Genomic DNA, 14,208 nt, shown 5'->3' on the forward strand with positions numbered 1-14,208 from the left:
AGTTGTGGCCAATGGCCGCAACCGTCCGGTGTGTTGCTTTATCCAGGTGTGTCAATTCATCAATTCGTAAACTGCATTTCTTCGGCGCGCCTGACCATCGGTATGCGATGCGAATGACACCCTGGGCCAGTGGTCAGTTCTACAGCGGAAAACCTCGCCGCGCGTCTGCGCGAGATACGCCGCTCGCGCCGCGCCGATGAGGTTGGTGCCGCGGATTCGACCCGGGCGCTTGTCCGGCTTGCCTTCGGGACCACAGCTGCCACTCTGGGGCTACTGATCCTGGTCGCGATCGTCACCCTGCTGACCGTGGGCGACGGCCTCGGGAGTCTGCCCGCGACGGTCGCGTCGATGTGGTTCGCAATACATCAGGTACCCATGACCGTCGGCGACGTCACCGTCGGTGTGATGCCGCTGGCCCCCACGTTGCTGATGATGTTCGCGGTGGGACGATCCACCGCCCGGGCAACCGACATCGACCGTCCACACTCCGAGGTCGCGGCCGTGATCCTCGCCGCCGTCGGCGGGCCACTGCTCGCCACCGTGCTGTCGCTGGCCGTGGTGATGGACGCATCGACGGTGATGACCTTGCAGAGCCCGAATGCGCTGCTGGCCTTCGTCTGCACGCTCGCGGTCCAGGCGCTTGGCGCCGTCGGCGGTGTCGCCTACAAGTGGTGGCCGACGATTGTGGTGCGGACCGGCGTGGCCGACTGGGTGCTCAAAGGTCTGCGCTGTGGCCTGATCGCGGTGGTCGCGATGTTCACGCTGGGCGCGTTGGTTGTCGCTTTCCGGTTGATCATCAACTGGTCCGTCGCCGGCGAGCTGCTGTCGGCAGGCAATGGCTTGGCAGGCGTGCTCGGATTGTTCCTGCTCTCGTTGCTCTACCTGCCCAACGTGGTGATCGGTTCGGCAGCCGCGTTGGTCGGGGCGCCCGTGCAGGTCGGCGGTGCGAGCGTCGACCTCTTCGGTTCGGTCGGTGGACAGGTGCCGCCGCTGCCGATCCTGGCGGTGCTTCCCGACGGCGGCGGTGGCCGGTGGGGTCTGATCCTGCTTGCCTGCGCCGCAATGGTGTCACTGATCGTCGCCCGTCTGTGCGTGGATCTGTCGCTGCTGCGCAACATCCGCACCGTCGTGGTGGCCGCGGGTCTGACGTCGTTGGCGATCGTGGCGGCCTCGGCGGTGGCCGGTGGAAAGCTCGGTGTGCTCGGTGAGGTCGGCGTCAACCTGCCGGTGGTGGGGGTCTTCGCGTTCGGCTGGATCGCCGTTGTCGGGTCGGTCATGGCGCTGATCCACAGTGCGCTGCCGTCGACCCGGCGAGCTCGCGCGCGTGCCATGAACCTGATCTACGACGACTACGCCCCACGGGACCTCGACGAGTTCGACGATCTCGATGAGGCTGCTGACGCGGTCCCGGCAGAGCTGGAGATCGAGTATCACGAACCGGCCGAGATCCCGATCCTCGATCGAGACTCAGGCGCCCTGACAGACGTCGCCCCGGCGATCGACGGCTGGGATGTCGACGACTGGGTCACCGAGACCGACTGGGATGACGCCGACTCCGAGATGATCGACGCGGTCGGCGGCGAGGAACTGGTTTCGACCGACGAGTTCGGTACCCGACGGCCTCGCTGAAACAGCAGCGATTAGGCTCGACAGCGCGAGACGAGGCATCTGCGGGCCACTCGATGAGGGGCCCGCGTCGTCGAAGATTTCCGTTCAAACCAGAGTTCGAGGAGTTCCACACTGGACGCCATGCCGTCAGTCACCCCGGTGTCCGTTGTCATCCTCGCGTCGGGCGCGGGTTCGCTGGCCTCGGCGTTGTTCGACGCCGCCGAGGACGACGACTATCCGGGCACCGTTGTCGCGATGGTGACCGACCGTGAGTGCGCCGCCGAGCAGGCGGCGCGACGACGCGGAGTGGACACTGCGATCGTCCCGATGATGAGCGACCGCTCCGAATGGGATCGCAAGCTTGCCGACACGGTCGCCGCGTTCAACCCCGACCTGGTGGTGGCCGCGGGATTCATGAAGATCCTGGGGCCGGAGTTCCTCGCCCGTTTCGGTGGCCGCATCATCAATGCGCACCCCGCGTTGCTGCCGTCGTTCCCCGGCGCGCACGCGGTGGCCGACGCACTGGCCCACGGCGTCAAGGTGACGGGCTCGACCATTCATCTGGTCGACAGCGGCGTGGACACCGGTCCGATTCTCGCGCAGGCCCCGGTTGCCGTGCAGTCCAGTGACGACGAAATCACGTTGCATGAACGAATCAAGATGGTCGAACGGGTGCTGCTTGTAGCGGTGGTGCGTTCGATTGCCACCAAAGGTGTTGTCATCGAAGGACGAAAGGCCCACATTCAGTGAGTAATGACCTGCAGCGCAAGCCCTTCCGTCGGGCATTGGTCAGCGTGTACGACAAATCCGGGCTGACCGAACTGGCCAAGGGCCTGCACGCCGGCGGCGTCGAGATCGTATCGACCGGTTCGACGGCCAAGAAGATCGCCGAGGCCGGCGTCCCGGTCATCGAGGTCTCCGAACTGACCGGCTTCCCGGAGTGCCTCGAAGGTCGGGTCAAGACGCTGCACCCGGTGGTGCACGCCGGCATCCTGGCCGACACCCGCAAGGACGCGCACATCGAGAAGCTCGCCGAACTCGGCATCGCCGCATTCGAGTTGGTCATCGTGAACCTCTACCCGTTCACCGAGACGGTGGCCTCGGGTGCGACCCCCGATGAGTGCGTCGAACAGATCGACATCGGCGGACCGTCGATGGTGCGCGGTGCCGCCAAGAACCATCCGTCGGTCGGCGTGGTGGTCGACCCCAGCGACTACGCGGATGTCCTGACCGCCGTCGAGGCCGGGGGATTCACGCTTGTCGAGCGTAAGTCTCTGGCCGCGAAGGCATTCCGTCACACCGCCGACTACGACATCGCGGTCGCTGAGTGGATGGGTCGCGTTGTCGCGCCCGAGCCCGACAGCGAGTTCCCCGTCTGGGCGGGCAAGAGCTGGGAGCGCTCGTCCGTGTTGCGCTACGGCGAGAACCCGCATCAGCCCGCGGCGCTCTATGTCAGCAGCACCGAGGCACCGGGCCTGGCCCAGGCCGAGCAGCTGCACGGCAAGGAGATGAGCTACAACAACTACACCGACGCCGACGCGGCCTGGCGTGCCGCCTACGACTTCACCGACGCCGCGGTGGCGATCATCAAGCACGCCAACCCCTGTGGCATCGCAACCTCGGAGAACATCGCCGAGGCGCACCGTAAGGCGCACGCGTGCGATCCGGTCAGTGCCTACGGTGGAGTCATCGCCGCGAACCGGCCGGTGAGCCTGCAGATGGCCGAGCAGATCGCGGAGATCTTCACCGAGGTCGTCGTCGCCCCTGGATTCGACGACGGTGCGCTCTCGGTCCTGACCCGCAAGAAGAACGTCCGGGTGTTGCTTGCGCAGCCCCCGCGCCGCGATGCCGTGGAACTGAAGCCGGTGAGCGGTGGGGTACTGGTTCAGCACCGCGACATCCTCGACGCCGAGGGTGACTCGCCGGAGAACTGGCAGCTGGCGGCAGGCGAGGCCGCTGATGCGGCAACCCTGGCCGATCTCGAGTTCGCCTGGCGGGCCTGCCGCTCGGTGAAGTCCAATGCGATCCTGCTGGCGTCGGACCGGGCGTCGGTCGGTGTCGGTATGGGTCAGGTCAATCGCGTCGACTCCGCGCATCTCGCGGTGACGCGTGCCGGTGACCGGGCTCGCGGCAGTGTCGGTGCCTCCGATGCGTTCTTCCCGTTCCCGGACGGATTGCAGGTGCTCATCGACGGCGGCGTGAAAGCAGTTGTGCAGCCCGGTGGTTCGATTCGCGACAACGAGGTGATCGCGGCCGCCAACGAGGCAGGCATCACCCTCTACCTGACCGGGGCCCGGCACTTCGCCCACTAGCCCCACCGCAAACGCTCCATCAATACGAGGACGCTCCACAAATATGTGGAGCGTCTTCGTATTTCCGGAGCGTTTGCGGGGGAGCGGGAGCGGGGGTAGTGAGGTAGGTTGCGGCGGTGGCGGAACTGGCGTTCTTGATTGCCGCCGGCTTCCTTGCCGGTGTGGTGGGTTACGTGACCGGACTTGCGTCCCTCGTCAGTTATCCGGCTCTGTTGCTGGCGGGCCTACCGCCGATCACCGCCAATGTCACCAATACGGTGGCGCTGATCCCGGTCGGTATCGGTAGTGCGACATCGGCGCGGGCATCCATCTCGTTCGACCGACGTCTGTTCGCGTTGCTCGGTTGTGCCGGTGCCGGTGGTCTTGTCGGCGCGGTGGTCCTGTTGCTGACGTCGGCGAGCACGTTCGAGGCAGTGGTCCCGTATCTGGTCGCGGTCGCGGCCCTTGCGGTGTTGTGCCAGCCGATGATTCGCCGGATGTCCGGCCACCGCGACATACCCGCGATACTGCCCATCGCTGTGTTCGTCATCGCCATCTACGGTGGCTATTTCGGTGCCGGCGCGGGGATCATCTTCCTGGCCGTCTCACTGATCACCACGACGCAGACGATATGGCAGGCAACGCTGTTCAAGTCGGTGTTGCTGGCCGCGTCGAATGCTGTTGCCGCCCTGGTCTTCGTGTTCTTCGGATCAATCGACTGGGGTGCGGCGGCCGCGATGGGTGTCGGATGCCTGGCAGGCGGCTGGGTCGGACCACCGGTGGTGGCCCGGATCCCGGCGACACCGCTGCGAATTGCCATCGCATTCGCCGGTTTTGGGCTGGCGATCTGGTTGGCCTTCCGCTGACCCAAACCCGCAAACGCTCCGGATATACGAGGATGCTCCACAAATATGTGGAGCGTCCTCGTAAATCCGGAGCGTTTGGGTGAGAGCGGGTGGGTCAGAGGACGCCGTCGGCCTTCAACGCCTTGATCTCCTCGTCGTCGAGGTGCAGCAGTTCGCTCAAGACCTCGGTGTTGTGACGACCCGGGACCGACGGTCCCGCGTTGCGGATCCGGCCCGGGGTACCGGTCAGTTTGGGCACGATGCCCGGCCCGAGGACGTCTTCGCCGATTCGTTCGTCGAAGTGCGGGGTGATCATGTCCCGGGCCAGCAGTTGGGGATCGGTGACCACCTCGGCGACGGTGTTGATCGGCCCGACAACCACGCCGGCCTCTTTGAGCAGCGCGATGAGATGGTCTTTGGGCTGTTCGGCGGTCCACTTGGCGATGATCTCGTCGATCTCGTCCTGGTTCGCTCCGCGGGCCCCGTGATCGGCGAATCGGGGATCGGCCGCCAATTCCGGTTTGCCCATCGCCGCGCACAGGCGTCGGAAGACGGTGTCCTGATTGGCGCCGATGACAACCATGCTGCCGTCACCGGTGGGGTAGATGTTCGACGGCGCGATGCCGGCGAGCCGGGTGCCGGAAGGTCCGCGGACCACTCCGCCCTGGTCGTAGTCGGGGATGGTCGATTCCTGAACCGCCAGGCAGGCTTCGTTCAGCGCCACGTCGACGATCTGGCCCTCACCGGTGACCGTCCGGCGGTACAGCGCGGCGAGCGCTCCGTGCACGGCGAACATCCCGGCGAGCGTGTCGCCGAGCGACAGTGCGATGCGTGGCGGCGGCTGGTCGGGATAGCCGTTGAGATGCCGTAGTCCGCTTTCGGCTTCGGCAACCGACGCGTAGCCGGCGCGGCCGGCATCGGGTCCGGTCTGCCCGTATCCCGACACGCGGACCAGGATGATGCCCCGATTGCGTTCGCGGAGTACGTCGTAGCCGATGTCGAGTTTTTCAAGGGTGCCGGGACGAAAGTTCTCGACGATCATGTCGGCCTGCTCGACCAGCTCGAGAAAGATCTCGCGGCCGCGTTCGCTGCGCAGGTTCAGCGTGATGGCTCGCTTGTTGCGGGCGTAGACGGTCCACAGAAAGTGGTGTCCGTCACGTTCGGCCTGGCCCCAACCGCGCAACGGGTCCGGGGAGTTCGGCGCCTCGATCTTGATCACGTCGGCCCCGAGATCACCCAGCAGACGGGCACCGAAGGGGCCGGCGATCAGCGAACCCAGCTCGAGCACCCGGATCCCGTCGAGTGCCCCGGTGGGGACCGCCGGCTCGGATCCCGATGCCCCTGCTTGAGACGTTGTGGTGCTTGTCATCTCCTCAGTTTGTCGAATCGTCGACTGCAGGCGGCAATCGGGCTCGGCCGGGCGCGTCGCGAAGGCTACTCGGGATGGCTTCGGAAGGTGTCAGGAGTTCCTCTGCGGGCGTAACAAGTGCGCTTCCGAGCGCGGCCTCGTAGCGTAGAGGAGGTGAGCACACCCCACACGACGACAACCCGCTCGGCACACCCTTCTCCACGGACCCTCGGCGAACTTCGTGCCTCGGGTCATGTGCAGCGAAGCGTGAAGGACGAGATCCGTAACAACCTGCTGACCGCACTGCGGTCGGGCGTCGACCCGTGGCCCGGGATCCTGGGTTTCGAGACCACCGTGATCCCACACCTCGAGCGGGCCCTGCTCGCCGGGCATGACGTGGTGATGCTGGGTGAACGCGGACAGGGCAAGACCCGTTTGCTGCGGACCATAGTCGGCCTGCTCGACGAATGGACCCCGGTTATCGAGGGTTCTGAACTCGACGAGCACCCGTTCGAACCGATCACCCCGGCGTCGATCCGCAAAGCCGCGAACCTGCTGGACGATCTGCCGATCGGCTGGCGGCACCGCAGCGAGCGTTACTCCGAGAAGCTCGCCACCCCCGACACCTCGGTGGGTGACCTGGTGGGCGATGTCGATCCGATGAAGGTCGCCGAGGGGCGGAGCCTGGGAGATCCGGAGACCATCCACTTCGGGCTCATCCCGCGGGCGCACCGTGGCATCCTCGCGATCAACGAGCTGCCCGACCTCGCCGAGCGCATCCAGGTCGCCATGCTCAACGTGATGGAGGAGCGCGACATCCAGGTTCGCGGCTACAGCCTCCGGTTGCCGCTCGACGTGGTGTTGATGGCCAGCGCCAACCCCGAGGACTACACCAACCGCGGCCGGATCATCTCCCCCCTCAAGGACCGTTTCGGTGCGGAGATCCGCACCCACTATCCGCTCGAACTCGAGGACGAAATCGCGGTCATCGAGCAGGAAGCCGACCTGACGGCGACCGTGCCGACGTTCCTCATCGAGATCATCGCGAGGTTCACCCGGTACGTCCGCGACAACCCGGCGATCGATCAGCGATCCGGCGTCTCGGCCCGGTTTGCCATCGCCGGTGCCGAAACCGTTGCCGCCGCGGCACTGCACCGCGCGGCGGTGCTCGGTGAGGACCTCGCGGTGGCACGCGTTGTCGACCTCTCGTCGGTGATCGAGGTGCTCCGCGGCAAGGTCGAGTTCGAATCGGGTGAAGAGGGCCGCGAGGTCGAGATCCTCGAGCATCTCCTTCGCAAGTCGACCGCCGACACCGTGCGAGAGCATCTCGGTGGTGTCGATCTGGCGACGCTGGTCACCGCGCTCGAGGCCAGTGAGCCGGTGGTGACCGGTGATCGGGTCTCCGCCAACGATCTGCTGACGTCGATGCCGGAGGGCACCGAGCCGGTGGTGAACAAGATCGCCGAGCGACTGGATGTCATCGACGACGGAGAACGTGCCAGTGCCCTCGAGTTGGCGCTCGAAGGTCTGTTCCTGGCCCGGCGGATCGGCAAAGAAGCCGACGGCTCCGGCCAGACCGTGTACGGCTGAACCGAGAGAAATCGACATGCCCCGCAATAATTTTCACCGCTCACGCTATCTGCGGTACACCGGTGGCCCCGACCCGTTGGCGCCACCGGTGGATCTGCGCGAAGCGCTCGACGCCATCGGCGACGACGTGATGGCCGGTGGATCCCCACAGTCCGCGATGCGGGAGTACCTGCGCCGCGGCAGCAAGAACATGCGGGGACTCGATGAACTGCGGGAGATGGCCAACAAGCGTCGCGAGCAGATCCTCAAGTCCCGCAACCTGAACGGGACCTTCGAGGAGATCCGCAAGCTGCTCGACGAGGCCGTGCTCGACGAGCGCAAGCAACTCGCGCGCGACCTCGATGACGACGCCCGGTTTGCCGAGATGCAGATCGAGAACCTTCCGCCGTCGACCGCGCAGGCGGTCCAGGACCTGTCCGACTACAACTGGCGCAGTCCGGAGGCGAAGGAGAAGTACGACAAGATCTCCGATCTGCTGGGTCGGGAACTGCTCGATCAGCGTTTCGCGGGGATGAAGGAAGCCCTCGAAGGGGCGACCGAGGAAGACCGGCAGCGCATCACGGACATGCTCAAGGACCTCAACGAGCTGCTTGCCGCGCACAACCGTGGTGAGGACACCACCGAGCAATTCGATGAGTTCATGGACAAGCACGGGGACTTCTTTCCCGAGAACCCGAGCAACACCGAAGAGCTGATCGATTCGCTGGCGGCCCGCAGCGCCGCTGCGCAGCAGTTCTACAACTCGTTGTCGCCCGAACAGCGGGCCGAGCTCGAGCAGTTGTCACAGCAGGCGTTCGGTTCACCGGACCTGATGGGGCAGCTCTCGCAGATGGATTCGCAACTGCGGCAGGCTCGTCCGGGTATGGGCTGGGACGATGGCCAGAGCTTCGAAGGCCAGCAGGGGATGGGGATGGGCGAAGGTGCCGGCGCCCTGCAGGATCTTGCCGAACTCGAGTCCTTGTCAGACCAACTCTCCCAACAGTATTCGGGTGCACAACTCGATGACGTCGACCTCGATGCCCTGGCCCGCCAGCTCGGGGAAGACGCGGCGGTGGACGCCCGGACACTTGCCGAACTCGAAAAGGCCCTCAAGGAGGAGGGACTCCTCGAACGCGGCAGTGACGGCCAGCTGAAGCTCTCACCCAAGGCGATGCGCCAACTGGGGCAGTCGATCTTCCGGGATGTGGCCGAACAACTCTCGGGACGTCACGGTGACCGGCAGACGCGCCGGGCCGGATTGGCCGGCGAGCCGACGGGTTCGTCGCGGGAGTGGGAGTTCGGTGATACCGAACCGTGGGATGTCACCCGGACGGTGTCGAATGCGGTGCTGCGCACCATGACCGAAGACCGTGACAAACGGCATGCCGGCAATGCGATGATCCGCGATGGTGTGCGGATCGACGTCCGCGATGTCGAGGTCGCCGAAACCGAAGCCCGCAGCCAGGCGGCGGTCGCACTGCTCGTGGACACGTCGTTCTCGATGTGGCTGGAGAATCGCTGGACACCGATGAAGCGGACGGCGATGGCGCTCAACCATCTGATCTCCACCCGGTTCCGCAGCGATGAACTGCAACTGATCTCGTTCGGTCACTACGCCCGGACCCTCGAGATGAGCGAACTCATCGGCCTGGACGGTATGCGCCAACAGGGTACGAATCTTCATCACGCGCTCCTGCTCGCGCAGCGGCACTTTCGTCGTCATCCCAACGCCCAGCCGGTCGTACTGATCGTCACCGACGGTGAGCCGACCGCGCATCTGTTGCCTGGCGGCGAGCCGTTCTTCTACTACCCGCCGCATCCGGCGACGCTCGGTGCCACCGTCCGCGAACTCGACAACGTCGGGCGGATGGGCGCTCAGGTCAGCTTCTTCCGGCTCGGCGACGACCCCGGGCTGGTCCACTTCGTGGATCAGATGGCACGCAGGGTGTCGGGACGCGTCGTGGCGCCCGACCTCGACGGTCTCGGTGCTGCCGTGGTTGGCGACTACCTCGGCGGAAAGCGACGCCGCAACAACCGTTAGCCCGGGCGACCGGGCCGGACCATGCCCTCCTGATACGCGGCGATCACCAACTGCGCGCGATCGCGTACCCCGAGTTTGGTCATGGCGCGGTTGACGTGTGTCTTCGCGGTCAGGGTGCTGATCCCGAGTTGTCCGGCGAGTTCGCTGTTCGAGAGTCCGGTTGCCACCAGCATCACCACTTCCCGTTCGCGGGGCGTGAGCACGTCGAACGCACCGCGACCGCTGCCAACGGTGGGGTGTGAGAGGAATTGGGAGATCAGCAGTTTCGTGGCCGATGGTGACAGCAGGGCATCGCCGCGCGCGACGGTCCGGATCGCGGCGAGCAGGGCGGCCGGTGCGAGGTCTTTGCCGACGAATCCGCTGGCACCCGCTCGGAGCGCGAGCATCACGTACTCGTCCTGCTCGAATGTGGTGAGGATGAGGATGCGGCACTCGCGCAGGCGGGGGTCGTCGACGATCGCCTTGGTGGCCTGCAGACCATCGATACCGGGCATCCGGATGTCCATGACAATGACGTCGGGGATGTGATTTCGGGCCGCCCGCACCGCCTCTGCACCGTCTGAGGCCTCCGCCACCACCTGCAGTCCGGCTTCGCTGTTGATCAACAGGGTGACGGTACTGCGGAACAGCGCCTGATCGTCGGCGACGACGACACGGATCGTCATGGGCGGTCGCCGTCATCTGCCCGGCGCCCATTGGATTTCACGCCTTCAAGTTAGCGCGATCGTTGGGGTTGTGCATCAATTCGGTTGCCCCCGTCGCCGATCCGGATGATCCGTGGACTCTGCGAGGTATCGTTCGCGCGTGGATGTAGTCGAGCGGTGGGATCGCTTTCGCAGCGGTTGTCCCCGCGTGGCGCGAGTGATCGTGTGTCTGTTGGTGTTTGCCTTCGTGGTGTGGGCGCTGCCGTACGACCAACGCGCCGGCCGGGGCGGGGACGCCTCGCTCATCGGTGTGCTGTTCGCCGCCGCCGGCAGTGTGTTCGTCTACTGGCGGACCGATCGTCAGTGGCTTGCGCTGTGTGGAACCACTGCGATCGCCGCGGCGTACATGACTTTTGGTGGTGTGTTCAATCCTGCGCTCGAGATACAGATCACGGTCTGCGGCGCTGCGATCGCCGCCACCCGGTCGGCGGCGGTGACGATTGTCGCGCTGATGGTGCCGTGCGGTGTGGTGCTTGTGGTCTCGCTCTTTGCGGCCTCGCCGTGGATGGATGTGGAGCGGATCGGCGCCGTGGGCTGGATCGGTATCGGTTTCCTGTTCGGAGTCCTGAGCCGGATCAGGAGGCGATACGTTGCAGCGGTCGAGTATCGGGCGGCGGCAGCCGAACTGATGCGAGACGCCGAGGCGCACACCAGGGTGATCGAAGAACGGATTCGCATCGCGCGCGACCTGCACGATGTGGCGGCGCATCATCTGACGTCGCTGAACATGCAGATCGGCGCAGCGGTCCACCTGATGTCGGTCGATCCGGAATTGGCCAAAACTGCCCTGACACATGTCCATCAGACCACCGAGACGGCGTTGAAGGACATCAAGGCCACCGTCGGAATGCTGCGGGAGGGGGCCGATGAGCCTGCGCTGCATCCGGTACCGGGGATCGCGGATCTCGACGACCTGCTCACGGACTTTCGCAGTCGTGGGATGTCCATCGACGTCATCCGCCAGGGTCGTACGCGATCGTTGGCACCGGGTACCGACCTGACCGCATATCGGATTGTTCAAGAATCACTCACCAATGCCGCAAAGCATGCCCGCGGTGAATCGGTGCGGCTGCGGCTGCGCTACGGCGTGGACACGTTGCTGATCGAGGTGGTCAACCGTGCGCCTGCCATCGGTGATTCGGCTTCACCTGGCTACGGACTGATCGGGATGACCGAGCGCGCCAACGTGGTTGGCGGGACGCTGCGATCGATCCGGGGATCCTCGGCTTTTCAGGTGCTGGTGGAGCTACCGATCGCAACCGACGACGACAGTGCGATCACCGAGCGCACCGAAATTCCCGCCCATGATCAGCGTGGTGCAGGAATCGAGACCGGCGCAGCCATCCCCAGGTAGACGACGATGTGTTCGCCACCCGGATTGGCCTCCAACGGAACGTCTTTCCAGTTGTTGGTCACCCAGACGTTGCCCGATTGATCCACCGCGATGCCGGTGCTGCGTTCGAGACCGTCGAAGAAGTAACCGAGGACGTCCGGTGAGAGCGCGTCGCCGGTCGACGATCCAGGCGGACAGGTCGAGGTATCGACACCGCAGAAACTCGAGATCCGCTTGCCTGCGAAGTTGGCCACCCACACATTTCCATCGCCGTCGGTGGTCAGACCCCAGGGCACCGTGACGCCGCCACCCTGCAGCGGACCGACGAGCATCTGGCCGTCTGGTCCGAGTGCGGCGACCGAACCGCTGCCACCGGTTCCGGTTGGGCGGTCGGGGCAGGGGAGTGTGATCACACCGGAGTTCGCAATCCACACATTGCCTGCGTTGTCGGTGGCCAGGCCCATCGGATGGTCCAGGTGCGGTCCGCTGACCGGAGAGTTGGCCCGCGGCTTGCCGTCGCCACTCAGAATCGCGATATTGTCGCTGACGATGCCGGAGACAAAGATGTTCTTGCCGTTGTCGACGATGTCGAATGGCTGATTCAGTCCGAGACCATTGAAGTTCTGGGCCTGATCCGGATTGCCGCCGCGGTACACGGTGACGCTGTTGTCGGCGCAGTTGGTCACCCACACATCGTCATTGGCAGAGACCTCCATGCCCTGCGGCCAGGTGACACCGCCCTGGGTGAATCCGGTGTCGTTCGGGGACAGCGGTGTTCCGTCCGGAGTGAACTTCGACAGCGAATTGTGCGGCGGCTGATCTTCGGTGGCGCAACCGGGTTCGGGTGCGGCGAAGCCGTAGTTGCTGACCCAGACGTCGCCGCTGTTGTCGAGGTCGATGCCGAAGCCGGCACCGCTCAAGCCGCCACCGCTGAACGGGGCTCCGTCGACGAGTTGGCCGGTGGGACCGAACTTGAACAGCAGATCGCTGCCGCAGACCGGGGTTTGCGGGTCCGCGTTGAACTGATAGTTGTTGTCGACCCAGATGTTGCCGAGATGGTCGATCGCAAAGTTTCCCGGTCCGGAGAGCAATCCACCGCCACCATCGAATCGCAGGGCCAACGTCCATGCCACAGGGGGAAGGGTCAGCACCGGCGTGTTCGGCGTGGTCACGTACTTGGAGAGGGCGAACAGTGACAGCACGGAATCAGAGGGGCTCCGGGCGATCTGGGAGAACGCCCGCAGGGTGTCGGCGGGGCGCGCCGAACCGGCAACCGTGGACTCGGAGATGAGTTCGGTACAACGCCGGTGGTCGATCGAGCATGCGGCGTGCATGTCGGTGAGGCTGTTGAAGGTGGCGAGTGTCGACGTCTGAGATCCGTTGGGGGAGTTGGTCAGAACCCGGCCGAGTCTTCCGGTCGCCGGATCGACCAGGTTCGTGATCATCGCGGCGGAGTTCGAGATACCCGGATCTGTTCCGTTGATCCCGGTGTTGTCGATGAACTGCGCCATCGCATATCCGGTTGCGACTGTGGTTCGTTCGCTCAGCACCACAAACGGTGATGATCCGACGCCTGCGACGGAGGCGAGGGTCGGTGCGGCACCGTTGCCGGCCCCGGTGGGGCGGGCCAGCAGATAGAGGACCGATCCGTCGGGTGGCTGTTCACTGACGCTCATCGCGAAGCGGCCATCGGCGCCACTGACGGTGGTACCCACCTGTGCAGGTGCGCGCTGTCCTTCGACGCCCGAGATCCAGGCCGTGACATCCCAGTTGGCGTTACCGGCCGCCGATCGGACCTCGCCGTTCACTGTTTCGCCGATAACGGACGCGGCCGTGACCGATGCCGAACCGGCAACAACAAGTAGGAGACAGCTGAAGACAATCGTCAGCGAACGAAAGGCATTGCGAGACAAAACCGACCACCTCATCACAGGATCCCGTGCGGACATGCCGGCACAGATCGAACAGGGGCCAACCTTAGCGCCCGGACACGGATACCTGAGTCGGCTCAGCCGGTGCTCATGCAGCCCGGAGTCGTCCCCGGCCCAGAGTGTGCACGCAGAAAATGCCTGGCCCCGGCGCAAATTGCGGCTTCCGCCACGGTGATCGCGTGACCGGGGCTACTTCACATCGACCATTGCGCACATACTGCGACTGCAGTAGTGCGCCGGCCCTGTCTCTTCGTCGTGCTTGCGATTCGGTGGTGTGTGCACAACGCGGAATCGGTTGTCCTCGATCGCCGAACGCCCCTGTTCACGGGCTGAAAATGACAGGCGCCGAAGAGATGGTGTGAAAGTCTTGCTGTGAGGCGATCGATGACACCGGGCACTCGGTGGGGGGTCGATTCTGCTGCGCCGGAGCACAAAAGGATGTTGTCGTGGCCTGCCGGATCGATAAGCTGCTGTCGCCCTGGGTATTCACCGCGCAATCGCGAGGTGGCCCTTGTTCAGATGGGCTTCGCCGCTTCGC

10 protein-coding genes are annotated in these 14,208 nt (G+C 65.1%); 7 read left to right on the plus strand and 3 right to left on the minus strand.

All coding sequences use genetic code 11. The annotated features are described in order from the left end of the window. Window positions 1–129: 129 nt before the first annotated feature. From AC56PL_RS20555 to AC56PL_RS20570, 4 genes are all read left to right on the plus strand, one after another. Window positions 130–1,629 (plus strand): cell division protein PerM, encoded by a 1,500-nt coding sequence (locus tag AC56PL_RS20555; RefSeq protein ID WP_497155006.1) that lies wholly within the window; start codon window positions 130–132, stop codon window positions 1,627–1,629. A gap of 120 nt (window positions 1,630–1,749) precedes the next feature. Further along, a complete protein-coding gene (purN, locus tag AC56PL_RS20560; RefSeq protein ID WP_495518211.1) occupies window positions 1,750–2,358 on the plus strand; it encodes a phosphoribosylglycinamide formyltransferase in 609 nt (202 codons plus the stop codon). Then, window positions 2,355–3,920: a bifunctional phosphoribosylaminoimidazolecarboxamide formyltransferase/IMP cyclohydrolase gene (gene purH, locus AC56PL_RS20565; RefSeq protein ID WP_497155007.1), complete on the plus strand. Its 1,566-nt coding sequence runs from the start codon at window positions 2,355–2,357 to the stop codon at window positions 3,918–3,920. The genes purN and purH overlap by 4 nt, the downstream gene beginning before the upstream one ends. 116 nt (window positions 3,921–4,036) lie before the next feature. After that, window positions 4,037–4,765 (plus strand): TSUP family transporter, encoded by a 729-nt coding sequence (locus AC56PL_RS20570; protein WP_495518209.1) that lies wholly within the window; start codon window positions 4,037–4,039, stop codon window positions 4,763–4,765. A 94-nt stretch (window positions 4,766–4,859) separates the two neighbouring features. Here the strand turns inward: AC56PL_RS20570 and AC56PL_RS20575 are convergent, their stop codons facing one another. Then, entirely contained in the window at window positions 4,860–6,113 is a 1,254-nt protein-coding gene (locus AC56PL_RS20575) for a CaiB/BaiF CoA transferase family protein (RefSeq protein WP_497155008.1), read from the minus strand. 153 nt (window positions 6,114–6,266) lie between these two features. On the opposite strand from AC56PL_RS20575, the gene AC56PL_RS20580 reads away from it, so the two are divergent. Then, window positions 6,267–7,682 (plus strand): sigma 54-interacting transcriptional regulator, encoded by a 1,416-nt coding sequence (locus AC56PL_RS20580; protein ID WP_495518207.1) that lies wholly within the window; start codon window positions 6,267–6,269, stop codon window positions 7,680–7,682. Between the two features lie 16 nt (window positions 7,683–7,698). Then, window positions 7,699–9,702 carry a VWA domain-containing protein gene (locus AC56PL_RS20585; protein WP_495518206.1) on the plus strand — a complete coding sequence of 668 codons (2,004 nt, stop codon included), beginning with the start codon at window positions 7,699–7,701 and terminating at the stop codon, window positions 9,700–9,702. Here AC56PL_RS20585 and AC56PL_RS20590 read toward each other — a convergent pair. Beyond that, a complete protein-coding gene (locus tag AC56PL_RS20590; protein WP_495518205.1) occupies window positions 9,699–10,367 on the minus strand; it encodes a response regulator in 669 nt (222 codons plus the stop codon). The two genes, AC56PL_RS20585 and AC56PL_RS20590, sit on opposite strands and share 4 nt — an antisense overlap. A gap of 139 nt (window positions 10,368–10,506) precedes the next feature. On the opposite strand from AC56PL_RS20590, the gene AC56PL_RS20595 reads away from it, so the two are divergent. Further along, complete coding sequence (locus AC56PL_RS20595; protein WP_497155009.1) at window positions 10,507–11,760, plus strand: sensor histidine kinase; 1,254 nt, start codon at window positions 10,507–10,509, stop codon at window positions 11,758–11,760. Here AC56PL_RS20595 and AC56PL_RS20600 read toward each other — a convergent pair. Then, entirely contained in the window at window positions 11,715–13,667 is a 1,953-nt protein-coding gene (locus AC56PL_RS20600) for an NHL repeat-containing protein (RefSeq protein WP_497155010.1), read from the minus strand. The two genes, AC56PL_RS20595 and AC56PL_RS20600, sit on opposite strands and share 46 nt — an antisense overlap. Window positions 13,668–14,208 lie beyond the last annotated feature (541 nt).

The sequence above is a fragment of the Williamsia sp. Y721 genome (assembly GCF_059683565.1).

What these genes read in the sequence shown, in the direction of transcription:
- AC56PL_RS20600 (WP_497155010.1), bottom strand. Translation starts at nt 13,667, where the DNA reads ATGAGGTGGTCGGTTTTGTCTCGCAATGCCTTTCGTTCGCTGACGATT.
- AC56PL_RS20575 (WP_497155008.1), bottom strand. Translation starts at nt 6,113, where the DNA reads ATGACAAGCACCACAACGTCTCAAGCAGGGGCATCGGGATCCGAGCCG.
- AC56PL_RS20585 (WP_495518206.1), top strand. Translation starts at nt 7,699, where the DNA reads ATGCCCCGCAATAATTTTCACCGCTCACGCTATCTGCGGTACACCGGT.
- AC56PL_RS20590 (WP_495518205.1), bottom strand. Translation starts at nt 10,367, where the DNA reads ATGACGATCCGTGTCGTCGTCGCCGACGATCAGGCGCTGTTCCGCAGT.
- purN (WP_495518211.1), top strand. Translation starts at nt 1,750, where the DNA reads ATGCCGTCAGTCACCCCGGTGTCCGTTGTCATCCTCGCGTCGGGCGCG.